23 protein-coding genes and 1 pseudogene are annotated in these 21,661 nt (G+C 69.2%); 21 read left to right on the plus strand and 3 right to left on the minus strand.

What is annotated here, in order from left to right; all coding sequences use genetic code 11:
* Positions 1–110 precede the first annotated feature (110 nt).
* From ABZV40_RS22240 to ABZV40_RS22255, 4 genes are read left to right on the plus strand one after another with little or no spacing between them, the layout of a single operon-like run.
* Positions 111–671: an AAA family ATPase gene (locus tag ABZV40_RS22240; protein ID WP_355444505.1), complete on the plus strand. Its 561-nt coding sequence runs from the start codon at positions 111–113 to the stop codon at positions 669–671.
* Entirely contained in the window at positions 668–1,282 is a 615-nt protein-coding gene (locus ABZV40_RS22245; protein ID WP_355444508.1) for an HAD-IA family hydrolase, read from the plus strand. Before ABZV40_RS22240 ends, ABZV40_RS22245 begins: the two co-directional genes overlap by 4 nt.
* Positions 1,283–1,308: 26 nt before the next feature.
* Positions 1,309–2,862, plus strand: a complete 1,554-nt coding sequence (gene ffh, locus ABZV40_RS22250; protein WP_355444511.1) for a signal recognition particle protein — start codon at positions 1,309–1,311, stop codon at positions 2,860–2,862.
* A 2-nt stretch (positions 2,863–2,864) separates the two neighbouring features.
* Positions 2,865–3,920 (plus strand): amidohydrolase family protein, encoded by a 1,056-nt coding sequence (locus ABZV40_RS22255; RefSeq protein ID WP_355444648.1) that lies wholly within the window; start codon positions 2,865–2,867, stop codon positions 3,918–3,920.
* Positions 3,921–4,062: 142 nt separating this feature from the next.
* Here the strand turns inward: ABZV40_RS22255 and ABZV40_RS22260 are convergent, their stop codons facing one another.
* Positions 4,063–4,530, minus strand: a complete 468-nt coding sequence (locus ABZV40_RS22260; protein WP_355444514.1) for a carboxymuconolactone decarboxylase family protein — start codon at positions 4,528–4,530, stop codon at positions 4,063–4,065.
* 113 nt (positions 4,531–4,643) lie between these two features.
* On the opposite strand from ABZV40_RS22260, the gene ABZV40_RS22265 reads away from it, so the two are divergent.
* The 15 genes and pseudogenes from ABZV40_RS22265 (at position 4,644) to dprA (ending at position 16,579) form a co-directional block, all read left to right on the plus strand.
* A complete protein-coding gene (locus ABZV40_RS22265) occupies positions 4,644–5,519 on the plus strand; it encodes an RNA polymerase sigma-70 factor (RefSeq protein ID WP_355444517.1) in 876 nt (291 codons plus the stop codon).
* A 343-nt stretch (positions 5,520–5,862) separates the two neighbouring features.
* Positions 5,863–6,639: a type II CAAX endopeptidase family protein gene (locus ABZV40_RS22270; protein ID WP_355444520.1), complete on the plus strand. Its 777-nt coding sequence runs from the start codon at positions 5,863–5,865 to the stop codon at positions 6,637–6,639.
* Complete coding sequence (locus ABZV40_RS22275; protein ID WP_355444523.1) at positions 6,639–7,370, plus strand: 5-oxoprolinase subunit PxpA; 732 nt, start codon at positions 6,639–6,641, stop codon at positions 7,368–7,370. Before ABZV40_RS22270 ends, ABZV40_RS22275 begins: the two co-directional genes overlap by 1 nt.
* Before the next feature lie 126 nt (positions 7,371–7,496).
* Positions 7,497–7,937 carry a 30S ribosomal protein S16 gene (rpsP, locus tag ABZV40_RS22280; protein WP_355444525.1) on the plus strand — a complete coding sequence of 147 codons (441 nt, stop codon included), beginning with the start codon at positions 7,497–7,499 and terminating at the stop codon, positions 7,935–7,937.
* A complete protein-coding gene (locus ABZV40_RS22285) occupies positions 7,934–8,173 on the plus strand; it encodes an RNA-binding protein (RefSeq protein ID WP_030468017.1) in 240 nt (79 codons plus the stop codon). The genes rpsP and ABZV40_RS22285 overlap by 4 nt, the downstream gene beginning before the upstream one ends.
* 19 nt (positions 8,174–8,192) lie before the next feature.
* Positions 8,193–8,708, plus strand: coding sequence for a ribosome maturation factor RimM (rimM, locus tag ABZV40_RS22290; protein WP_355444528.1), 516 nt, complete (start codon positions 8,193–8,195; stop codon positions 8,706–8,708).
* Positions 8,698–9,444: a tRNA (guanosine(37)-N1)-methyltransferase TrmD gene (gene trmD / locus ABZV40_RS22295; protein WP_355444531.1), complete on the plus strand. Its 747-nt coding sequence runs from the start codon at positions 8,698–8,700 to the stop codon at positions 9,442–9,444. Before rimM ends, trmD begins: the two co-directional genes overlap by 11 nt.
* A 154-nt stretch (positions 9,445–9,598) precedes the next feature.
* Positions 9,599–9,958 carry a 50S ribosomal protein L19 gene (gene rplS, locus ABZV40_RS22300; protein WP_189256706.1) on the plus strand — a complete coding sequence of 120 codons (360 nt, stop codon included), beginning with the start codon at positions 9,599–9,601 and terminating at the stop codon, positions 9,956–9,958.
* A 3-nt stretch (positions 9,959–9,961) separates the two neighbouring features.
* Positions 9,962–10,690 (plus strand): annotated as a pseudogene (gene lepB, locus ABZV40_RS22305) (signal peptidase I); the annotation flags it as partial.
* Positions 10,691–10,706: 16 nt separating this feature from the next.
* Positions 10,707–11,570, plus strand: a complete 864-nt coding sequence (gene lepB / locus ABZV40_RS22310) for a signal peptidase I (RefSeq protein ID WP_355444534.1) — start codon at positions 10,707–10,709, stop codon at positions 11,568–11,570.
* Entirely contained in the window at positions 11,567–12,358 is a 792-nt protein-coding gene (locus ABZV40_RS22315; protein WP_355444536.1) for a ribonuclease HII, read from the plus strand. The genes lepB (ABZV40_RS22310) and ABZV40_RS22315 overlap by 4 nt, the downstream gene beginning before the upstream one ends.
* Positions 12,358–12,681 carry a DUF2469 domain-containing protein gene (locus ABZV40_RS22320; RefSeq protein WP_030468024.1) on the plus strand — a complete coding sequence of 108 codons (324 nt, stop codon included), beginning with the start codon at positions 12,358–12,360 and terminating at the stop codon, positions 12,679–12,681. Before ABZV40_RS22315 ends, ABZV40_RS22320 begins: the two co-directional genes overlap by 1 nt.
* A gap of 154 nt (positions 12,682–12,835) precedes the next feature.
* On the plus strand, positions 12,836–13,207 hold the full coding sequence (locus ABZV40_RS22325) for a YraN family protein (RefSeq protein WP_355444539.1): 372 nt from the start codon (positions 12,836–12,838) through the stop codon (positions 13,205–13,207).
* Between the two features lies 1 nt (position 13,208).
* Positions 13,209–14,729, plus strand: coding sequence for a YifB family Mg chelatase-like AAA ATPase (locus tag ABZV40_RS22330; protein WP_355444542.1), 1,521 nt, complete (start codon positions 13,209–13,211; stop codon positions 14,727–14,729).
* Between the two features lie 710 nt (positions 14,730–15,439).
* A complete protein-coding gene (gene dprA, locus ABZV40_RS22335) occupies positions 15,440–16,579 on the plus strand; it encodes a DNA-processing protein DprA (protein WP_355444545.1) in 1,140 nt (379 codons plus the stop codon).
* Here the strand turns inward: dprA and ABZV40_RS22340 are convergent, their stop codons facing one another.
* Entirely contained in the window at positions 16,580–18,691 is a 2,112-nt protein-coding gene (locus tag ABZV40_RS22340) for a M48 family metalloprotease (protein WP_355444548.1), read from the minus strand.
* Positions 18,688–19,212: a hypothetical protein gene (locus ABZV40_RS22345; RefSeq protein ID WP_355444551.1), complete on the minus strand. Its 525-nt coding sequence runs from the start codon at positions 19,210–19,212 to the stop codon at positions 18,688–18,690. The genes ABZV40_RS22340 and ABZV40_RS22345 overlap by 4 nt, the downstream gene beginning before the upstream one ends.
* A gap of 157 nt (positions 19,213–19,369) precedes the next feature.
* Between ABZV40_RS22345 and ABZV40_RS22350 the strand changes: the two genes are divergently transcribed.
* Entirely contained in the window at positions 19,370–20,347 is a 978-nt protein-coding gene (locus ABZV40_RS22350; RefSeq protein WP_355444554.1) for a tyrosine recombinase XerC, read from the plus strand.
* Complete coding sequence (locus ABZV40_RS22355; protein ID WP_355444557.1) at positions 20,322–21,320, plus strand: FliA/WhiG family RNA polymerase sigma factor; 999 nt, start codon at positions 20,322–20,324, stop codon at positions 21,318–21,320. The genes ABZV40_RS22350 and ABZV40_RS22355 overlap by 26 nt, the downstream gene beginning before the upstream one ends.
* Positions 21,321–21,661: the final 341 nt, after the last annotated feature.

Consider the following 21,661-nt stretch of genomic DNA (forward strand, 5'->3'; position numbering starts at 1 on the left):
TCGCACCGCCGGCCGCTCCGGTCGGTTGCTTCCCCCGGCGCCGAGTTGTGCATTCAGTCATAAATCGGACCAAACTGAACGAGAGGGAAGGTCAACACGTCTTCTAGGACATGACCGCCGTGTTGAACACGCAGACCGCTGTCATCCGAGTGCGGCCACGCTCGCTCGTGGTCCTCGCCGGGATTCCCGGCGCGGGCAAGACGACCCTGCTGGGCCGCATGGACGCGGACGAGCCGGTCACCGTGCTCGACTCGGACCAGGTGCGCCTGTGGCTGGAGCCGCGCGTGCGGCTGCCCTACAGGTACTGGCGGGTGTTCGTGCATCTCACCCATCGGCTGCGGGTGTTCTGGGCCGCGCTGTTCAGCCCGGGCCTGCTGGTCGTGCACGAACCGTCCACCCGTCCCGGCACCCGGTTCATGCTCCTGGTCGCCGGTCTGCTGGCGCGGCGTCCGCGGCACTTCCTGTGGCTGGACGCCTCGGCCGCTCAGGCCCTCGACGGCCAGATAGCCCGCCGCCGGGTGGTCCGCGTGCACGCGTTCGAACGGCACGTCCGGCGGGGTTCCTCGATGCGTTCCCGCTTCGAGGCGGGCTGGGTGCCCTTCGGCTTCGGCGGCGTGACGCTGCTCACCCGTGCGGGAACCTCGGGTGGTCTGCGCATCATGGTGTCGTGATCAAGGCCGTCCTCTTCGACTTCGCGGGCACCCTGTTCGGGCGTCCCACCTACCGCTGGCTCTCCCCGCCGCACCTCTCCGTGCTGCGCGCGCCCGCTCCCTACGTGGCGCGCATGAACGCAGCCGAGCGCGCGGTCTGGGACGCCCGCGACCTGACCCCGCTCGCGAACCGCTCGGCCTACTGGACCCTGTTCCGGCTGGCGGGGCTGACGATGACCGACGACCTGTTCCAGCGCCTGCACAGCCCGGCGTTCTGGCTGCCCTACTCCGACACGGCCGCGGCCCTGTCGGCCGCGCGGCCGTTGAAGGTCGGGGTGCTGAGCAACATCTCGTGGGACATCCGGAGCGTCTTCGCGCGCGAGTCCCTGTCGGTGGACGCCTTCGCGCTGTCGTTCGAGATCGGGGTGTCGAAGCCGTCCGCCCGCGCGTTCGAGGCGGCCTGCGTGCGGCTCGACGTCGCACCGGACGAGTGCCTCTACGTCGGCGACGATCCCGTCACGGACGGTGCCGCGGTCAAGGCCGGGCTGAGGTTCGCGCAGATCTCGACAGCTCCGGTGGGACGCCGTGAGCCGGTGCTGCTGGAGGCCCTGGCGAGCCACGGGATCGGCTGACGGCGCGGTTGGCTAGTCTGGGAGGCGTGTTCTCCACGCTTTCCGACCGGCTGACCACGGTTCTCCAGGGCCTTCGCGGCAAGGGGCGGCTCAGCGACGCCGACATCGACGCCACCGCGCGCGAGATCAGGGTCGCCCTGCTCGAGGCCGACGTCGCGCTGCCCGTTGTGCGCGGCTTCATCGCCAAGGTGAAGGAACGCGCCAAGGGCGCCGAGGTCCACCAGGCGCTGAACCCGGCGCAGCAGGTCGTGAAGATCGTCAACGAGGAGCTCGTCAACGTCCTCGGCGGCGAGACGCGCCGGCTCAACCTGGCGAAGAACCCGCCGTCGGTGATCATGCTGGCGGGTCTGCAGGGTGCCGGTAAGACGACGCTCGCCGGCAAGCTCGCCAAGTGGCTGAAGGGGCAGGGGCACACGCCGTTGCTCGTCGCGGCCGACCTGCAGCGCCCCAACGCGGTGACGCAGCTCCAGGTCGTCGGTGAGCGCGCGGGCGTGCCCGTGTTCGCTCCCGAGCCCGGCAACGGCGTCGGCGACCCGGTCGCGGTGTCGCGCCGCGGTGTCGAGGAAGCCAAGGCGAAGCAGCACGACATCGTGCTCGTCGACACGGCCGGCCGGCTGGGCGTCGACGAGGAGATGATGAAGCAGGCCATCGACATCCGGGCCGCGGTCGACCCGGACGAGGTCCTGTTCGTGGTCGACGCGATGGTCGGTCAGGACGCGGTCAACACGGCCACGGCGTTCCGCGACGGCGTCGGCTTCACCGGCGTGGTGCTGACCAAGCTCGACGGCGACGCCCGCGGTGGTGCCGCGCTGTCGGTCCGCGAGATCACCGGCCAGCCGATCCTCTTCGCGTCCAACGGCGAGAAGCTCGAGGACTTCGACGTCTTCCACCCCGACCGGATGGCCTCGCGCATCCTCGGCATGGGTGACGTCCTCACGCTGATCGAGCAGGCTGAGCAGCACTTCGACCAGCAGCAGGCCGAGAAGGCCGCGCAGAAGCTGCACTCCGGCCAGTTGACGCTCGAGGACTTCCTGGAGCAGATGCTCGCCATCCGCAAGATGGGCCCGATCGCGAACCTGCTCGGCATGCTGCCCGGCGCAGGTCAGATGAAGGACCAGCTCGCGATGCTGGACGAGAAGCACCTCGACCGCATCCAGGCGATCATCCGCGGCATGACCCCGGCGGAGCGCGACGACCCCAAGATCATCAACGCTTCCCGCCGGCTGCGCATCGCGAACGGTTCGGGCGTCAAGGTCAGTGACGTCAACGACCTGGTCAACCGCTTCTTCGAGGCCCGCAAGATGATGGCGTCGATGGCCGGCCGGATGGGCTTCGGCGGCGGTGGCGGCAGCAAGAACCGCAAGGGCAAGAAGGGGAAGAAGGGCAAGGGCGGACGCGGCCCGACGCCCCCGAAGATCAAGGGCGGCTTCCCGGGGATGTTCCCCGGCGGCATGCCCGGTGGTCTGCCCGGCATGCCGCCCGGTGGTGGCCTGCCGAACCTCGGCGGCGGCATGAACGAGCTCCCGCCCGGCTTCGACCCGTCGAAGTTCAAGTTCGACGGCGACGACAAGAAGAAGTGACCATGCACCTGCGCGGCGTCGTCCTGCCGGACGGCGAACCGCGAGACCTGTGGGTTGTCAACGGCCGTGTGCGCACCCAGCCGGTGCCGGGCGCCACGACGGTCGTCGACGGCGGGTTCCTGGTACCGGGCCTGGTCGACGCGCACTGCCACGTCGGCCTGGGCGAGCAGGGCCCCGTCGAGCTGCCGGAAGCCGTCGACCAGGCGATCACCGACCGCGACGCGGGCGCGTTGCTGATCCGCGACTGCGGTTCACCGATCGACACCACGCCGTTGCAGGAACGTCTCGACCTGCCGCGGATCATCCGCGCGGGCCGGCACATCGCCCGGCCCAAGCGCTACCTCCCGCACCTCGGCGTCGAGATCGAGTCGGACCTCGCGTCGGCCGTGGCCGAGCAGGCCGCGTACGGCGACGGCTGGGTGAAGCTCGTCGGCGACTGGATCGACCGCGGCGCGGGCGATCTCGCTCCACTGTGGACGGACGAGGAGCTGGCCGCCGCGATCAAGGTCGCCCACGATGCGGGTGCGCGCGTGACGGCCCACGTGTTCGGCGAGGACGCGTTGCCCGGCCTGATCAACGCGGGCATCGACTGCATCGAGCACGGCACCGGCCTGACCGGCGACACGATCGCCCTGATGGCCGAACGGGGTACGGCGCTGGTCCCGACGTTGATCAACATCGAGACGTTCCCCGGCATCGCGGACAGGGCCGGCAAGTACCCCGTGTACGCCAGCCACATGCGCGACCTGCACGCCCGCGTCTCGACCACCGTGGCGTCGGCGATCGAGGCGGGCGTGCCGGTCTACGCGGGCACGGACGCGGGCGGCGGCATCAAGCACGGCCGCATCGTCGACGAGATCGTCTCCCTGCACCGCGTGGGCATGAGCGCGGCCGACGCCATCGGTGCCGCGTCGTGGCACGCCCGCTCGTGGCTCGGCTTCCCGTCGCTGGTGGAAGGCGCGGCCGCGGACATCGTGGTCTACGACGAGGACCCCCGCCTGAACCTCGACGTCCTGCGGTCGCCGCGCATGATCATGCTCAGGGGCCGGATCCACTGAGCATTCGACCGCAAGTCCTGCGCGCGTTCGCCGTCGATGATGGGCTCCTTCATCCACCTGAGGCGGATGAAGGAGCCCATCATCGAGCACCTGGCACGCAGCGGTCAGGCGCGCGTACCGGGCAGAGCTTCTGACCAGGTGCTCAGCTCTCGAAGTGGGCCATCGCGCCGACCTGGTACGAGCCGCCCTTCTGGTGCGTGATCACGGCCATCCGGTTGGCCGCGTTGATGAGCCCGATCAGGCACACCAGCGCGGCGGTCTCCTCGTCGTCGAAGTGCTTGCGCAGGTTCTCCCAGGTGTCGTCGCTGACGCTGACGCCCCGGGTGCCCTCCTCGGCGAACGCGAGCGCGGCCTGCTCGGCCTCGGTGAACACGGTGGTCTCGCGCCACCCGGCCACCAGGTGCAGCCGCATCGGATCCTCGCCGGCCGCGATGGCCTCCTTGACGTGCATGTCGAGGCAGAAGCCGCACCCGTTGAGCTGGCTGGCCCGCAGGCTGACCAGCTCGATGACGGTCTTCGGCAACGGCGACTGGTGGAGCACGGTGTTGAGCCCGGCGAACCGCTTCGCGAGCTTGGAACCGGTCTGGGTGGCGAACAGGTCGATGCGCATGGCGTTCTCCCTCGTGGTTTGACTCGAACGACCACGAGATGCCGCACTGCCGGGCTTTGTGACTGTGATCCACCCCACTGTCACAAGTCGCCGCCGAGTGGTGTCTTGTGACCATGGACGCCGCCACCGACACGTTCGTCAGCCACCGCAACCTGCTCTTCACGATCGCCTACGAGATGCTCGGCTCCGCCGCCGACGCGGAGGACGTGCTGCAGGAGACGTGGCTGAAGTGGTCCGGGGTCGACCACGCGGACGTCGAGAACCACCGCGCCTACCTGGTCCGCATCGTGACCCGCCAGTCCCTGGGCCGCCTGCGCACCCTGGGCCGCCGCAAGGAGTCCTACGTCGGCTCGTGGCTCCCAGAGCCGCTGCTCACCGCCCCCGACGTCGCCGAGGACGTGGAGCTCGCGGACAGCGTCTCGATGGCGATGATGCTCGTCCTGGAAACCCTCACCCCGACCGAACGCGCGGTGTTCGTCCTGCGCGAAGTCTTCGACCTCGACTACGACGAAATCGCCGCTGCCGTCGGCAAAAACCCCGCGGCCGTCCGCCAGATCGCCCACCGCGCCCGTTCCCACGTGGCCGCCCGCCGCCCGCGCGAGGTCGTGACGCAGACCGAGTCCCGCGAGGCCCTCGCCGCCTTCCAGCGCGCCACCGAAACCGGCGACCTGCAGGCGTTGCTCGACCTGCTCGCCCCGGACGTCGTGTTCCTCGGCGACGGCGGCGGCGTGAAACAGGCCGTGCCGCGCCCGGTCGTGGGCGCGTCGAAGGTGGCGCGCATGCTGCTCGGCGGCCTGACCAGGGTGGCCGGCTGGGCGCTGGAACCGACGCAGGTCAACGGTTACCCGGCGCTGGTGTTCACGTTCGAGGGCGAGCTGGACACGGTGCTGGCGGTGCGGATCGACGACGGGTTGATCAGCGGGCTCTACGCGGTGCGCAACCCCGAGAAGCTGTCGCACATGGGACAGGTGACCGCTCTGCGCCGCTGAGGTCGCGCTGGCCCCTTCCGACGACCCCGCTCGCTGAGGTTTAGTAGCAGCGTTTGTTCGCCGATCCGTTCACCAGGAGAAGGGACATCCGGCAGGGACCCGATCTGACCATCTTTTGGCCAGATGCTTGGCCCGGTTTCCGTCGGTGCCGCACAGTAACCTCGGATTCGGGGGCGGCAAGGTCCCCCCAAGGGGGATCGCGGTCCCCACTCCAAGCGTATCGCGAGGCACCGACAGTGCATCGGTGCTTCAGAAGCCGTCGATCGCGAGGTGACCTGATCATGAAGGTGTCGCAGTCCGCTGTTCCTCCGCAGGCAGCCGCGGCGTGACTAGATTGCAGAGCGTGAGTGAGCCGGAGTCCCTGGAGCCCAAGCGCGGCTTCATCGAGAGCGTGCGGGACATCAGCCGCAACCCGGAGCCCGAGCGGGTCGGCCAGCGCTGGGGATTCGGCGCGTTCCTGCTGGTGGAAGCCGTTTTCATCCTGAGTGCCGTGTTCATCACGGCGGTGGGCAACAGCTACGGAGCGACGCTGGAGAGTTCGACCGCGCTGGTCCTGATCGGGTCGTTGGTGCCGATCATGCTCGCGGCCGCGCTCGCCGTCGGGATCACCTACGTCCGCGGCAACGGGCCCGTCGTCGACCTGCGGCTCAGCATCACCAAGGCGGACATCGTCATCGGTCTCAAGATCGGTGTCGTCGGCCTGGTCTTCACCTACGCGGCCGCGACCGTGTGGGCAAGAATCGTCGGCAAGGAGAACGCCACGAGCGCGGTCGGCGAGCTCTTCAGCCACGCGAACCTGCCGCTCGCCGCCGCCATCACGATGTTCGTGTACATGAGCTTCATCGGGCCGATCTGCGAGGAGATCATCTTCCGCGGGCTGCTCTGGGGCGCGGTCGAACGGCAGGGCTGGAGCCGGTGGGCCGCGTTCGTGCTGACCACCGTGATCTTCGCGGTGAGCCACCTCGAACCGCAGCGCACCTGGCTGCTCCTCGTGATCGCGATCCCCATCGGGGTCGCCCGCCTGATCACCCGCCGGCTCGGGGCGAGCATGGTGGCGCACGTGATGAACAACTTCCTGCCCGGACTGTCCCTGCTCCTGCTCTCGGCCGGTGTCATCTGATGGACCTGAACAGCGACCTCGGCGAGGGCTTCGGCATCTGGAAGCTCGGCGATGACGACGCGCTCCTGAGCATCATCACCAGCGCGAACGTCGCGTGCGGCTTCCACGCCGGTGATCCGTCGACGATGCGGAAGGTGTGCGAGGAGGCCGCCAAGAACGGCGTCCGGATCGGTGCCCAGGTCTCCTACCGCGACCTGGCGGGGTTCGGCAGGCGGTTCATCGACGCCGACCCGATCGAGCTCGCCGACGAGGTGCTCTATCAGATCGGTGCGCTCGACGCGTGCGCACGAGCAGCAGGCACCGAGGTCGTCTACGTGAAGCCGCACGGCGCTCTCTACAACGCGACCGTGCACCACGAGAAGCAGGCCGAAGCCGTGGTCAACGGCACGAAGGCCTTCAAGGACCTGCCGATTCTCGGCCTGCCCGGCTCGCAGCTGCTCAAGAAGGCGAGTGAAAGGGGCCTCAGACCGGTCCAGGAGGCGTTCGCCGACCGCGGCTACACCCCGCAGGGCACGCTGGTTCCGCGCAGTGAACCGAACGCCCTGCTCACGAGCACCGCACAGATCGTCGAGCGCGCCCGGAGCCTGCAGAACGGCGAGATCATCGCGGTCGACGGCACGATCATCAAAACGAGCGCGGAGTCGTTGTGCGTGCACGGCGACACGCCAGGCGCGGTCGAGCACGCACGAGCCGTGAAAGAGGCGCTGGGAACCGTCGCGGCGTTCGCGTAGCGACCCGATTCGGATCCACCGGCTCCCATCTGGCAGAATTGCCGGTTGTCCGCCGCGGTCGGCCCCCTCTGCCCGGGCCGCGGCTGTGCGAACCACCAACACAGAGTTCTGAGGAGTACCAGGCCCGTGGCCGTCAAGATCAAGCTTCAGCGTCTCGGCAAGATCCGTCAGCCGTACTACCGCATCGTGGTCGCCGACGCGCGCACCCGTCGCGACGGCAAGGCGATCGAGACGATCGGCAAGTACCACCCGAAGGAAGAGCCGTCGTTCATCGCGGTCGACTCCGAGCGCGCGCAGTACTGGCTGGGTGTCGGCGCGCAGCCGACCGAGTCGGTGCAGCGTCTGCTGGAGATCACCGGTGACTGGCAGAAGTTCAAGGGCCTGCCGGGTGCCGAGGGCACGCTGAAGGTCAAGGAGCCGAAGCCGTCGAAGGCCGACCTGTTCGCCGCCGCGCTCGCCGCCGCGAACGAGGAGCCGATGACCGAGGCCACCACTCCCAAGGCGAAGAAGGCCAAGAAGGCCGACGAGGCCCCCAAGGCTGACGAGGCCACCAAGGACGAGGCGTGAGCTTGTTGGCTGACGCCCTCGAACACCTCGTTCGCGGCATCGTCGACCACCCGGACGACGTCCGGGTGAACCTCGTCACGACCCGCCGCGGCCGCACCCTCGAGGTCCACGTCCACCCGGACGACCTCGGCAAGGTGATCGGTCGTGGCGGTCGCACCGCGACGGCTCTGCGCACCGTGATGGCCGGCATCGGCGGTCGTGGTGTGCGGGTCGACGTCGTCGACACCGACCGCTGAGAACGAGTTTTCAGGGCAAATGGACGTAGTTGTCGGCCGTGTGGCCAAGGCGCACGGGATCACCGGCGAACTGGCCGTTGACGTGCGCACTGACTCTCCCGAGATGCGTTTCGCGATCGGGGCGAAGATGCAGGCCAAGCTGCGCGACGGCACGTCTCGAAGCCTCACCGTGTCAGCCGCCCGGCCTCATGCCGGGCGGCTGCTCGTGCGTTTCGAGGAAGTCGTCACGCGCGACGTGGCGGAGGCGTTGCGCGGCACGTTGCTGCTGGGCAGCACCGACGACCTGCCGCCGAACGACGATCCCGACGAGTTCTACGACCACGAGCTCGAAGGGCTCACGGCCGAGCTCGTCGACGGCACGAAGATCGGCACGGTCAAGGAGATCGTCCACGGCCCCGGCGGTGAGCTGCTCGTGATCATCCGTGATCGCGGGGAGGCGCTGGTGCCGTTCGTGCGCGAGATCGTGCCCACCGTGGACGTTCGCGGCGGCCGTGTCGTGGTCGACCCGCCAGAGGGCCTGCTCGATGCAGATTGACGTCGTCACGATCTTCCCCGAGTACCTGGCGCCGCTGCGCGCCGCGTTGCTCGGGAAGGCGATCGACAAGGGCCTGATCAGCGTCGGCGTTCACGACCTGCGCGACTGGACCCAGGACGTGCACAAGGCCGTGGACGACAGCCCGTACGGCGGTGGTCCCGGCATGGTCATGAAGCCGGACATCTGGGGCCAGGCGCTCGATGACGTGTGCACGGACTCCACCCGCCTCATCGTGCCGACGCCTGCTGGACGTCCGTTCACGCAGGCGTTGGCGCACGAGTACGCGAACGAGTCGCATCTCGTCTTCGCGTGCGGCCGTTACGAGGGCATTGACCAGCGTGTGGTCGATGACGCCGCACGGCGCGTGCGCGTCGACGAGGTGTCCATCGGCGACTACGTGCTGGTCGGCGGCGAGGTGGCGGTGCTCGCGATCGTGGAAGCGGTCGCGCGGCTGCTGCCGGGCGTGCTCGGCAACCCGAAGTCGCACGCCGAGGACTCGTTCCAGGACGGCCTGCTGGAAGGCCCGAGCTACACGCGGCCGGAGGTGTGGCGTGAGCTCGCCGTGCCGGACGTGCTGCGGTCCGGCAACCACAAGCTGATCAACCGCTGGCGTCGTGACCAATCGCTCGCCCGGACCTTCGAAAGGCGTCCTGACCTGCTGGAAGCGTTGCCTCCGGATGCGTTCGACAAGCACGACCGGGCACTGCTCGCACGCCTGCGCGAGGGCGGGGAGTAGCCCGATTTCATTCCGGAGTGCCTGGTCTGGCACACTGGAACAGTTGCCGCCGCCGGTTGTCATACCGGTGTGCGCTCCAAGCCGACCCCCATCATGTCGTGCACAGCCATGGAACATGCTCTGGGGAGTTCACAGACACACGTGAGGACCACCGATGAACATCCTGGACGCACTTGACGCCCAGTCGCTGCGCTCCGACATCCCGAGCTTCCGCGCGGGTGACACGCTGAAGGTCCACGTCCGCGTCATCGAGGGCTCGCGCGAGCGCGTCCAGGTGTTCCAGGGCGTCGTGATCCGTCGCCAGGGCGGCGGCATCCGCGAGACCTTCACCGTCCGCAAGGTCTCCTTCGGTGTCGGTGTCGAGCGCACCTTCCCGGTGCACTCGCCGAACATCTCCGAGATCGAGGTCGTCACCCGCGGTGACGTGCGTCGCGCCAAGCTGTACTACCTGCGCGACCTGCGCGGCAAGGCTGCGAAGATCAAGGAGAAGCGCGAGGCCAAGCCGGTCTCCTGATCGGTGGCTTCGAGCCCAGAAGAGTCGGACGACGCCTCCGCACCGGACGAACCGGAGCGGGGGCGTACTCCTGTCTGGAGACAAATCCTCTACGTCGTCGTGACGGCCGTCGTGCTGACGGTGCTGATCCAGACGTTCGTGGCGCGGGTCTACGTGATCCCCTCGGCGTCGATGGAGCGCACGCTGCACGGGTGCGGCGGCTGCGAGAACGACCGGGTGCTGGTCGACAAGCTCGCCTACCGGTTCGGCGACGTCGAACCGGGTGAGGTGATCGTGTTCCGCGGCCCCGAGGCGTGGACCACGAACGACTTCCGTGCCACGCCGTCGACGAACCCGGTGGCGCGCGCGGTGCAGAACATAGGTTCGTTGCTGGGCATAGCGCCCGCGAGCGAGCGTGACTTCGTCAAGCGCGTCATCGCGTTGCCCGGCCAGACGGTGATGTGCTGCGACGAGCAGCACCGTCTCGTCGTGGACGGCAAACCGCTCGACGAGCCGTACGTCTACTGGCAGCCGGGCACCACGTCGGCGGACCACGAGCCGTTCGCTCCTGTGCTCGTGCCGGAGGGGCGGTTGTTCGTGATGGGGGACAACCGGATGAACTCCACGGACTCCCGCAAACAGGGCGGCGGGGGCGTAGCGGGCACGATCCCGATCGAGAACGTCATCGGGAAGGCCAGGTACATCGTTTTCCCGAAAGATCGGTGGAGTGTTGTGTCGGATCACAACCCGCAGCCCCTAGGCTGATCTCGTGGTTGACGTCGATCCAGAGCAGACCCCGTCCAGCGACGAGCCGACTTCGGACGCTTCGGATAAAGCATCGAAGAAGAAGAAAAAGGGCAACTTCTGGAAGGAACTGCCGGTCCTCATCCTGGTCGCGTTCGGCCTCGCGATCGGCATCCAGGTCTTCCTCGGCCGGGTCTACATGATTCCGTCGGAGTCGATGGAGACGACTCTGCACGGGTGCGCCGACTGCTACGGCGACCGCGTGCTCGTGGACAAGGTCACCTACCGCTTCACCCAGCCGTCGCCCGGTGACGTGATCGTGTTCCGCGGGCCGCCCGCCTGGCAGAACGACTTCGTCACCAACGAGCCGGGCAACCCCGTCTCGCAGGGGCTGTCGTGGCTCGGGTCGCTGATCGGTCTGCCCTCGGCGAACGAGGAGGACTTCGTCAAGCGCGTGATCGCCGTCGGCGGCCAGACCGTGAAGTGCTGCGACGAGCAGAACCGCGTGACGGTGAACGGCAAGCCGCTGGACGAGCCGTACAAGCACTTCGACGAGGGCACGCCGGCCGAGCAGGAGTCGTTCGAGGAGATCAAGATCCCGGACGGGATGCTGTTCGTGCTCGGCGACAACCGCAACCACTCGTGCGACTCGCGCTGCCAGGGCCAGGGCGGGCTCAACGGGCTCGTGCCGGTGGGCGACGTGATCGGCAAGGCGCGTGTGATCGTGCTGCCACCGTCGCGGTGGGGCGGGGTGACGGACCACAACCCGCAGGTGGTCTCGATGGGTGCACCGGGATGGCAGGAGAGCGTCCCGATGGGTCTGGGTATCGTCGCCGCGTGGCCGCTTCTGCTGCTCGGACGTCGAGTGCGAGACCGATTCCGCCGATGACCATGCTGTTGCCGCCCCGTGCGGTCGTGCGGGGTTCTTCGGGGAACTGGGCGTTGCAGGCCACGCTGGAACGACGCGGGCTCGGGCCGGTCGCCGGTGTGGACGAGGCCGGACGAGGGCCGTGCGCCGGGCCGTTGGTGATCGCGGCGTGTGTGCTGCGGCCGGGTGACGCGTCGCGGTTCGAGGGCCTGAACGACTCGAAGCTGATGACGGCTTCGGCTCGCGACCGGATGTACGACCTGGTGCTGAAGCGTGCCGTAGATCACTCCGTGATCGTCGTGTCGCCCGCCGAGATCGACTGGCTGGGCATTCACGTCATGAATCTGGAGGGCATGCGGCGTGCCGTTGCGCAGATGGCGACGCATCCTGGGTACGTGCTGACGGACGGTTTCAAGGTGCCCGGGATGCCCGCGCCGAGCGTCGCGGTGATCAAGGGCGACCAGGCGGCGGCGTGCGTGGCGGCGGCATCCGTGCTGGCCAAGGTCACGCGCGACCGGATCATGGCCGATCTGCACGAGCGTTATCCCCAGTACGGCTTCAACGAGCACAAGGGCTACTGCACGCCGGACCACACGGCGGCGTTGATGGAGCACGGCCCGTGTGCGGAGCATCGCTGGTCGTATGTAAATGTGGCAGCGGCGGCCGCGAAGCACGGTCTCGCCGCGCCGCACAGGGTGGCGCGCGGCACGACCGCGACCGCCGTGGTCCAGAATGATGCAGCCCCGGTTGACTCCGGGGAGCTCGCGACGAGGGAGGGCGCGGAGCAGATGACCCGCGCGGAGGCGTAATGAGTGCAGAGGATCTCGAGAAGTACGAGACCGAGATGGAGTTGTCGCTGTACAAGGAGTACCGCGACATCGTCAGCCAGTTCTCGTTCGTCGTGGAGACCGAACGGCGTTTCTACCTGGCCAACTCGGTGGACGTGCAGGTGCGCAACGCCGACGGCGAGGTGTACTTCGAGGTGCGCATGTCGGACGCGTGGGTGTGGGACATGTACCGCCCCGCTCGGTTCGTCAAGAACGTTCGTGTCATCACGTTCAAGGACGTGAACGTGGAGGAACTGGACAAGCCGGACCTGCGTCTGCCGGAAAGCGGGCCGTTCCCCACATAGCACACCCCACCGACAATTCCGCCGTTTCAACATCGACAACGGCCGACTTGTCCACAGGCGCCGAGTTGTCCACAGATTCCCCTCAGCCCGGTCGCCCACCTCGCCCCACCCTGCAAGGTCGTACCCAACGACCCGCAGGGAGGCGAGGACAGTGGTGGCACAGGCACCGGTCGAGACCAGGAAGCAGGAACTGGGCCGTCGGGGCGAGGACCTGGCGTGCACGTACCTGGAGGGACAGGGCCTCGTGGTCCTGTCCCGCAACTGGACGTGCCGTGACGGTGAGCTCGACGTCGTGGCGGTGGAGGGCGACCACCTGGTCGTCTGCGAGGTCAAAACCCGGTCCGGCCCCGTCTGGGGCCGCCCGGACGAGGCCGTGGACGCGGGCAAGCTCTCCCGTCTGCGCCGCACAGCCCTGCGCTGGCTCGCCGCTCACGGCGTGGGGTGGTGTCAGGTCCGGGTCGATCTGATCTCGGTCACCTGGCCGCCAGGCGGCGAACCGCACCTGCAACACCTGCGGGGAGCCTGACATGGGCTTGGCGCAGGCGTGGTCCGTCGCCCTCTACGGCGTCGACGGCCTCGCGGTGGAGATCGAGGCCGACGTGGGTGTGGGCCAGCCCCGCACCCATCTCCTGGGCCTTCCCGACGCGTCGTTGCACGAGTCGAAGGAGCGCGTCAAAGCCGCCGTCCGCAACAGTGCGGAGGAGTGGCCCAAGCAGCGCATCGTGCTCGGCCTGTCCCCGGCCAACCTGCCCAAGGGCGGCAGCAGCTACGACCTGGCCATCGCCTGCGCCACCCTGGCCGCCGCCGGCTCGCTCCCCACCGAACGCCTGGCCACCACGGTCCTGCTGGGCGAACTGGCGCTGGACGGCCGGGTGCGCCCGGTCCGCGGCGTCCTGCCGTCCCTGCTGGCCGCCCGCCGGGCAGGGCTGCGCAGCGCGATCGTCCCGGTGGACGCCCTGCCGGAGGCGGCCTTGGTGGACGGCGTGGAAGTCCACGGCGCGCTGACGTTGTCCGAAGTCCTCTCGTGGCTGCGCGCGGAAGACGTGACGCTGCAGGCTCCCGCCGAGGTGTCCGTTCCGCCTTCCCCGGAGGTTCCCGACCTGGCCGACGTGGTGGGCCAGCCGGAAGCCCGCTGGGCCTTGGAGGTGGCCGCAGCCGGTGCCCACCACCTGCTCCTGACGGGCCCACCCGGCACGGGCAAAACGATGCTCGCCGAACGCCTGCCGGGCCTGCTCCCGCCCCTGACCCGAGAAGACGCCCTGGCCGTCACCGCGGTCCACTCGGTCGCGGGCACGCTGTCGTCCGACTCCCCGCTGGTCTCCAGCCCACCGTTCGTCGACGTCCACCACACGACTTCGATAGCGGCCCTGATAGGCGGCGGTAGCGGCATGGCCAAGCCGGGCGCCGCCTCCCTGGCCCACAAGGGCGTGCTGTTCCTGGACGAGGCCTGCGAGTTCGGCCAGAAGTCCATCGACACCCTCCGCACGGCCCTGGAATCCGGCGAGGTCCGCATCCCGCGCCGCGACGGCGTAGCCCGTTACCCGGCCCGCTTCCAGCTGATCCTCGCCACGAACCCCTGCCCGTGCGCCCCGCCGAAGGAAATCGACTGCATCTGCACCAGCACGGTCCGCCGCCGCTACCAGGCTCGCCTCTCCGGCCCGCTCCTGGACCGCGTGGACCTCCGAGTCCAAATGCGAGCCACCACAGCCATGACCAACGCCGACGCCGTCCCGCCAGAACCCACCGCAACCGTCAAAGCCCGAGTCCTGGAGGCCAGATCCCGAGCCGCCACCCGCTGGTCCGCCCACGGCCACAACTGGCCGACCAACGCCCAGGTCCCAGGCCCAGCCCTGCGCCGGGAGTTCGCCCTGCCACGCCAGACCACGGCCGTGCTGGACCGAGCCCTCGCCAGCGGCGCCCTGACAGGCAGAGGGGCCGACCGCTGCCTGCGAGTCGCCTGGACCCTCGCCGACCTGGCCGAAGCCGACCGCCCCACCGCCGACCACGTAGCCGCAGCCCTGAACTTCCGAGAACGCCGCTCAACCTGACCTGCTCGCCCACCCACCAAACAGCCGGTCGCGAGCCCACACCCCCGACGCCGCGACCCACCCCAGCCGAGCGGGCCGCCCGCACACCCCAACCAGCTGGCTACCGCATCCGCTCCGCAGCGCCTGAAGGCCGGCTACCCGCTCAAGCCAGTCGAGCGTGAACACCCACTCGCGCCCGGCCCCGACTTCGGTCCCGCCGCGGTCCCTGACTGGTCTCATTTCGGCTCCGCCCAGTTGCCGAACCGTTCCCAGCCACGCCTTGGCTGGCAACTCTCAGTCCCAACCCTCGACCCCGATTCCGGTCCCGACTTGCGCCCCGCCCCAGCTGCGACTCCGCCGATCTTGACTCGGCGCCAGCTTCCAAACCCCAACGCCAGCTTCGTCCTCGCCCGCCCTGTCCTCGCTCCACCCCGTCGTCCCATCCCTGTTTCCATCCCCGCCTCGAAAGCCGCCGGGCGCAGAGCCCTCGAGCACCGGCTCGCGTCCGGTTCCGAGCGGGTCGTCCGTCCCATCCCCAGCGGGCGACCCGCTCACCCCCCCGTCCAGAACAGGAGCCCGACCATGACTCCACTCCTCGCCCCAGCCGTCCCCGCCGCACCTGCGCTCCTCCAACTGTCCTGCACAGTCCGCAGGCGAACATCCGGTGCCAGCCCGCCAAACCCCTGGCGCCCCGCACCCTGGCACCGCTGGCTGCCGTGGTGGTGGTTCCGGTGACCAATCCACCGACCGATGCCGTTCGCCTGGCGAGGGCCTACCTGTCCCGCGTCGCGGAGCCCTACCCGGCTGCGCTGGCAGCACTCGTCGCTCAGGTGGGCCCCGTGGAGGCCGCCGAGCTGGTGCGCGCGGGTGAGGTGACGCCGTCCGTCGCCAGTCAGACTTCGGCCCGCCGGGCCGAGGAACGCGCACACGAAGACCTCGAGCTCGTCGCCAAGAAGGGCGGTCGGCTCCTCGTGCCGGAAGACGACGAGTGGCCGCGGTGGCCGTTCGTGGCGCTTGGTGGTGTGGCGGCGCAGCGGTGCGGCGGCGAGCCCTTGGCGTTGTGGGTGCGTGGGCCGCACGACCTCGCGGAGGTGACGGACAAGGCCGTGGCGATCGTGGGATCGCGGGCCGCCAGCGGGTATGGCGAGCACGTGGCCGCGGAGTTCGCGTACGGGCTCGCGGGGGCAGACGTGACCGTGGTGTCCGGTGCCGCGTACGGGATCGACGGCGCGGCTCACCGAGGTGCGCTCGGGGGCGGCGGACTGACGGTCGCGGTGCTGGCGTGCGGGGTGGACGTCGCTTATCCCGCTGGGCATCAGGGACTGCTCGGGAAGATCGCGCGCGAAGGGTTGATCGTGAGCGAGTACCCGCCTGGGGTCACGCCTGCGCGGCATCGGTTTCTCACGCGCAACCGGCTCATTGCGGCGTTGGGCGGCGGCACGGTCGTCGTGGAGGCCGGGCGGCGCAGCGGGGCCAAGAACACGGCTGCGATCACGTTGGCGTTGGGGCGGCCGTTGATGGCGGTGCCCGGGCCCGTCACGTCGGCGAGTTCGGTCGGGTGTCACGAGTTGTTGCGGGACGGGCAGGCGGTGTCGGTCAGTTCGGTGGCCGAGATCGTGGAGTCGGTGGGGCGGTTCGGCGACGACCTCGCCACCGAGCCCGCGGAGAAGGAAAGCGAGCTCGGAGCACCGCAAGGCGAGGCCATGCGCGTGTACGAGGCCATGGGCAAGCGGTGCGGCGTCAGTGACGAGGTCGTGTCGGTCGAGTCCGGGGTGCCGTTGGAGCGGGTTCGGGCCCTGTTGCCCGAGTTGGAGCTCGCCGGGTTGGCCCTGCGGGCCGATGGCGGCTGGCAGAAGCTGGAGGTGCGGTGATCAGCTGCCGCGGATGGCGTCCGCGAACTTCCTGGCCTGGTCGAGGCTCGTGAACGGGCCCGGCAGCTCGACCGAGTCGCCGGTCAGCGGCTGGGAGATCTCGGGAGCGGAAAGCAGCTCGTCGTTGACGAGGAAGGCGATGCGCTTGCCGACGTTCGCGCGTGTGAGCTCTTCCCAGTGCTGCCGGCCCTCGGCGGTGAACCGCAGGCGGACGGCGTAACCCGACGGAGTCTGTTCGGCTTCGGCGTCCTCGATGTCCACCGTGGACAGGGAAGTCGGTGCCAGCACGAACTTCTCGGTCGCGTCGGCGGCGCAGGTCACCAGAGGCAGATCCGGGTCCGCCTTACCGCGCAACGGGTCTGGCTCCGCGCAGCTGAGCGCGGACAACGCCTCGGCCTGCACAGAACTGTTCGTGCTCTGGCGCTCGCGTGCGGCGGTGCCCAGTGCTTCAGGAGAGGAGGTGTCCAGGACCACGCGGAACTCGGCGCGTGCGCGGTCCAGCGGCGTGGCCGAACGGGTCGTCCACAACGCGGCCAGCGTCACCAGCACCGCCACTGCGGCGAACGCCACCGGCCGGAGCGTTCGGGCGCGGAGGTGGTGCGGGACCACGACGGTGGCCGCGACCACCAGGACCGTCAGGATCGACCAGAAGGTGAAGCCGAAGTCCCTGGCCACCTTGAGGGCGATGTCGGTCTGGGGCGCGGAGGACTGGCAGATCGGCACTGCCTTGCCTTGCTCGGTCGGGCAGGCGAGGTAGACGCCGCGCAGACGGGCCGACCACGTCCACAGGACCGAGAACAACCAACCGCCGACCAGGCAGGCCGACGGGATGGCGAACTTGAGGAACGCAGGTACCCGAGCGGCGCCCGGGTCGGATTGACGCCAGGACGTGCCGAGGACGTCGAGCCACCAGCACAGGCCGAGAACACCGACCACCAACGGAAGGAGGACGGACGGAGCGATCGGAATGCCGACCGGAGCCAGGCCGGAGACCCGTGTGTAGAGCGCCAGGTGGCTGCCGATCACCAGACCCGACAACAGCGCGGCTGCGGTCAGGAACGGGCGCAAGCGGTTGCGGTCCTCCTGCCAGGCGCCGCGCCAGAGAGCGAACGCGGCGAACAGGGTCAGTGGGATGCCGATCACCACTCCGGTGATCACCGGGGTCGACTTGTTCTCGGTGCTGCCGCGGAGAAGGAGGTCCTGCAACGTGACGAACGCGGCGCCGGCTGCTGTGGCGCCGAGGAAGGCCTGGCCGACTGGCGAGGCCAGCAGACGCATCGGGTTCGTCAGGGCCTGGGAGCGTTCGTCGGCACCGGGGTGGCGGCGCAGCCAGGTGCGAACGACGGAACGCGTCTGCGCGGTCACGCGTGTGCGGACCGCGGTCAGGAGACCTTCCACGCCGTACTGAGCGGCGTGCAGGTCGGCGGAGTGTTCGCGGGCGCGCAGGAAAGCACGGGCGATCAACTCGGTCAACAGGGTCAGTGCGGCAACGCGGAACGTGCTCAGCAGGAAGGAGGCGATGCTGCCGCGGTTCAGCAGAACGTCGAACCACAGCGCCAGCAGGGCGAAGAAGCCCGTGAAGAGGTTCGCGAACCGCAGCACGGTGGCCAGCTGGTACCACCACAGGTCACCTGCGTGCACGTGTGCGAGCTCGTGACGCACCACGGCGTCGAACACGGCTTTGCGTTCGCCTGGCATCGAGTGCAGCGCCAGGAGTTCCGGGCCGAGCACGATGATCGGCTTGCGCGGCGCGCCGGTGACGTAGGCGCGGCTGCCCAGGTGCTTGCCGAGGCGGATGTCCACGCGTCGCGGAGGGCTTACCTGGAGAATGAGGTCGTTGACGGCGTTGTTGGCTTCGTCGAGACCCGTGGCGCTGAGCGGGGCGGAGCGGCGGATGCGGATCGCCGTGTAGACGCCGTAGACCGCGATGCCAGGCGTCAGCAGCGTCTGCAGTTTTTGCAGGAAGGTGCCGGCACCGCCGTGCTCGATGCCGGACAGCCAGATCGCGACGAAGATGACGTTGAGCAGCACGGTTGCTGTGAGGAGGAGCAGCAGGAGGACCATTTCCGACGGGAAGGCCCTCGGGTTGACCTGCGGCTTCGCTTCCGTCATCTGGAGGCGTCCCCGGACTCGCGTCCCGTGTCCTGGTCGTTGTCGCGCAGCACGAGCGCGGCGATGACGGCGTCGGCGAGCGCCTCGGCCTTCTGCCGCTCCATGCCGAGTGAGAGGGCGCGCTGGAGGGCGATCTGGCGCACCTCGGCCAGCTGGGAGGCGGTGAGCGGCGTGGGCGGCAGTTCCAGCGGTTTCTGGGGCTTGCCGCGGACCTTGCGCCACGCCTTGCGCACGGCGTTGGTGGTGCCGTCGCGCACGGCTTTGCCGACGCTGTCGGACACCGCGGTGACCACGCTGCCGGACACGAGGGCGATCACGGGCGTCGCCATGGCGACGATGTCGCCGAGGCCGAAGCCCAGTGGGTCGTCGTGGGCCTGGCGCAGCCTGCGTTCGGCCCGCTCGGGGCTCTCCAGGTAGGGCGCGGCGACGATGTCGAAGGAAGGCAGCTCCTCGGGAGCGATCTTCCGCACGACCCGGCGGGCGAGCTCGTCGGCTGTTCGGACGGTGGTGCTGGGTACCATCGCTACTCCGAAAGGTGATCTGTGCGTGCCACCAAGTCCCTGGTCGTCACAGGGAGTTGAAACGTTATCGTGTTGGCGATCATGAGAGCGCTCTCAAATGGCGCGAGGGTGTGGCGATACTTGACCAATCGCCCCGACTGGCGCAGCGTCTTGGCCTATGTCCCCGCCGCCGCATGGTCGGACACGCCGTGTCGATCTGGTTCGCCTGCGCGAAAAACTGCCGGCGTCCGTCGCCGACGTTGTGCGGCAGTACGAACGGCACCTGACCTTGGAACGTGATCTGTCGCCGCACACCGTGCGCGCGTACATCGGCGATTCCGTAGCGCTTATTGGCCATGTCGCGGGGAATAAACCGGAAAAAGCCGACGTCGGCCGCATCGACCTGACGAGCCTGCGGTCATGGCTTGCCGCACAACGAGCGGCAGGTGCCAGCCGCACGACGCTCGCCCGGCGTGCTGCCGCTGCGCGGACGTTCACCGCCTGGGCGCATCGCACGGGCCATCTGGCCGCGGATCCGGGGCCGCGACTTGCCGCTCCGCGGCCGCACCGGACGTTGCCGTCCGTGTTGCGCGCGGATCAGGCGAAGGACGCGATGACGGCCGTATCCTCCGGCGCTTCCGAAGGCGATCCGGTTGCGCTGCGTGATCAGGCCGTGGTGGAGTTGCTGTACGCCACGGGTGTCCGCGTGGCTGAACTCTGTGGTCTTGATCTCGATGACGTGGACTACTCCCTAAGGGTGATTCGGGTTCTGGGCAAAGGTGGACGCGAGCGCAGCACGCCGTTCGGCGTGCCGGCCGAGCGAGCGCTGCGGCGGTGGGTCGACGAGGGGCGAAATGCCCTGGTAGCACCGGATTCCCCACCGGCGCTGTTTCTCGGTGCCCGCGGTGGCCGGCTGAACCAGCGGGCCGTTCGCAGTCTGGTGCACGACGTCGTCGCCGTGGTACCGGATGCGCCGGACATCGGGCCGCACGGGTTGCGCCACTCCGCTGCGACCCATTTGCTGGAAGGAGGAGCGGACCTGCGCACCGTCCAAGAACTGCTTGGTCACGCTACGCTCGCAACGACTCAGCTTTACACACACGTCACTGTCGAACGGCTGAAGGCGATCCATGACCGAACCCACCCCCGTTCCTGACGCCGCAGGGGGAGGATCGCGTACGGCGACCGTGCCCCCTGAACCCGTGCTGCCCGCACCAGCTTCGAAGCAGGCGAGCAACGGGCACCGTCAGAACGGCGCGCCGCGCGCCGAGGCGAGCACCGGGGAGCCCGGTGCCGACGCGCACGTCAACGGCACGCCCGCTGCCGTTCCGACTGCGGTGACGCGCGCGGACGCGAGGTCCGGTGACGACGTCGAGGCCGGCATCGTGGCGTTGTGGCGCAGCTACGGCGAGTCACGCGACCAGAACCAGCGCGACCGCCTCGTGCTGCACTACGCACCGCTGGTCAAGTACGTCGCCGGCCGGGTCGGCACCGGTCTGCCCGCCCACGTGGACGTGGCCGACCTGATCCAGTCGGGCATCTTCGGCCTGGTCGACGCGATCGAGAAGTTCGAGCCGGAACGCGGCCTCAAGTTCGAGACCTACGCCATGCAGCGCATTCGCGGCGCGATCCTCGACGACCTCCGCTCGCAGGACTGGGTGCCGCGCTCGGTCCGCAGCCGCGCCCGCGACGTCGAACGCGCCCTGGAACGCCTCGGCGCCAAGCTGCAGCGCACGCCCACCGACCGCGAGCTCGCCGCAGAGCTCAAGATCGGCCTGGCCGAGCTGCGCGAGCTGTACGGCCAGCTCCAGCTCACCAGCGTCGTGGCCCTGGACGAGCTGATCGCCCCGAACAAGGGCGGCTCCTCCCTTGCCGAGTCGCTGCCCGACGACGCCGCCGAAGACCCAGTCGCCTCGCTCGTCGACCAGGACAGCCGCCGTCAGCTCGCCGACGCGATCGCCCAGCTCGCCGAACGCGACCGAGTGGTCGTGACCCTGTACTACTTCGAGAACCTGACGCTCGCCGAGATCGGCAAGGTCCTCGGCGTCACCGAGTCCAGGGTCTGCCAGCTGCACACCCGTGCGGTCCTGCGCCTGCGCACCAAGCTCAACGAGCAGTCCGAGGCCTGACCGCACCTCCTCCCGCACCCGCGACCCGGCACGCGCCGGGCTCCCGGACGACCGCGCTGTCATGCCGCCGCAACGAGTCGGGATCACCGCGCGCGGGCGCGTTCAGGTGCCGTGCGAGCCGCACAAACATGACTTCAACCCTCTTTCCGCCCCTTGCCAGGGCTAATTCACTCGAACGGGTGGCTCTTGGAGTAGCTCCAAGCACGCCGTGTACGTGCGGACGGCAGCCACCTCGCGGCACCCGTGGCGTGCAGTGAGCGCACATGGCGACAGGGCGGGTCGCCGCGGTCGGGGTGTGGTGTCGTCAGCCGCCGGGAGCGGTGCGGGGTGCCTGGTCTGGT

Origin of the sequence: Lentzea sp. NPDC004782 (assembly GCF_040609115.1) — a bacterium.
In the GTDB taxonomy this organism is placed as follows: domain Bacteria; phylum Actinomycetota; class Actinomycetes; order Mycobacteriales; family Pseudonocardiaceae; genus Lentzea.

Excerpts from the sequence above, each read along its gene's own strand:
- ABZV40_RS22265 (WP_355444517.1), top strand. The coding sequence starts at position 4,644 with ATGGACGCCGCCACCGACACGTTCGTCAGCCACCGCAACCTGCTCTTC.
- rimM (WP_355444528.1), top strand. The coding sequence starts at position 8,193 with ATGGACGTAGTTGTCGGCCGTGTGGCCAAGGCGCACGGGATCACCGGC.
- ABZV40_RS22315 (WP_355444536.1), top strand. The coding sequence starts at position 11,567 with ATGACCATGCTGTTGCCGCCCCGTGCGGTCGTGCGGGGTTCTTCGGGG.
- ABZV40_RS22345 (WP_355444551.1), bottom strand. The coding sequence starts at position 19,212 with ATGGTACCCAGCACCACCGTCCGAACAGCCGACGAGCTCGCCCGCCGG.
- ABZV40_RS22255 (WP_355444648.1), top strand. The coding sequence starts at position 2,865 with ATGCACCTGCGCGGCGTCGTCCTGCCGGACGGCGAACCGCGAGACCTG.
- rplS (WP_189256706.1), top strand. The coding sequence starts at position 9,599 with ATGAACATCCTGGACGCACTTGACGCCCAGTCGCTGCGCTCCGACATC.
- ABZV40_RS22260 (WP_355444514.1), bottom strand. The coding sequence starts at position 4,530 with ATGCGCATCGACCTGTTCGCCACCCAGACCGGTTCCAAGCTCGCGAAG.
- ABZV40_RS22350 (WP_355444554.1), top strand. The coding sequence starts at position 19,370 with ATGTCCCCGCCGCCGCATGGTCGGACACGCCGTGTCGATCTGGTTCGC.
- ABZV40_RS22355 (WP_355444557.1), top strand. The coding sequence starts at position 20,322 with ATGACCGAACCCACCCCCGTTCCTGACGCCGCAGGGGGAGGATCGCGT.
- ABZV40_RS22330 (WP_355444542.1), top strand. The coding sequence starts at position 13,209 with ATGGGCTTGGCGCAGGCGTGGTCCGTCGCCCTCTACGGCGTCGACGGC.
- trmD (WP_355444531.1), top strand. The coding sequence starts at position 8,698 with ATGCAGATTGACGTCGTCACGATCTTCCCCGAGTACCTGGCGCCGCTG.
- ABZV40_RS22340 (WP_355444548.1), bottom strand. The coding sequence starts at position 18,691 with ATGACGGAAGCGAAGCCGCAGGTCAACCCGAGGGCCTTCCCGTCGGAA.
- ABZV40_RS22320 (WP_030468024.1), top strand. The coding sequence starts at position 12,358 with ATGAGTGCAGAGGATCTCGAGAAGTACGAGACCGAGATGGAGTTGTCG.
- ABZV40_RS22275 (WP_355444523.1), top strand. The coding sequence starts at position 6,639 with ATGGACCTGAACAGCGACCTCGGCGAGGGCTTCGGCATCTGGAAGCTC.
- ABZV40_RS22240 (WP_355444505.1), top strand. The coding sequence starts at position 111 with ATGACCGCCGTGTTGAACACGCAGACCGCTGTCATCCGAGTGCGGCCA.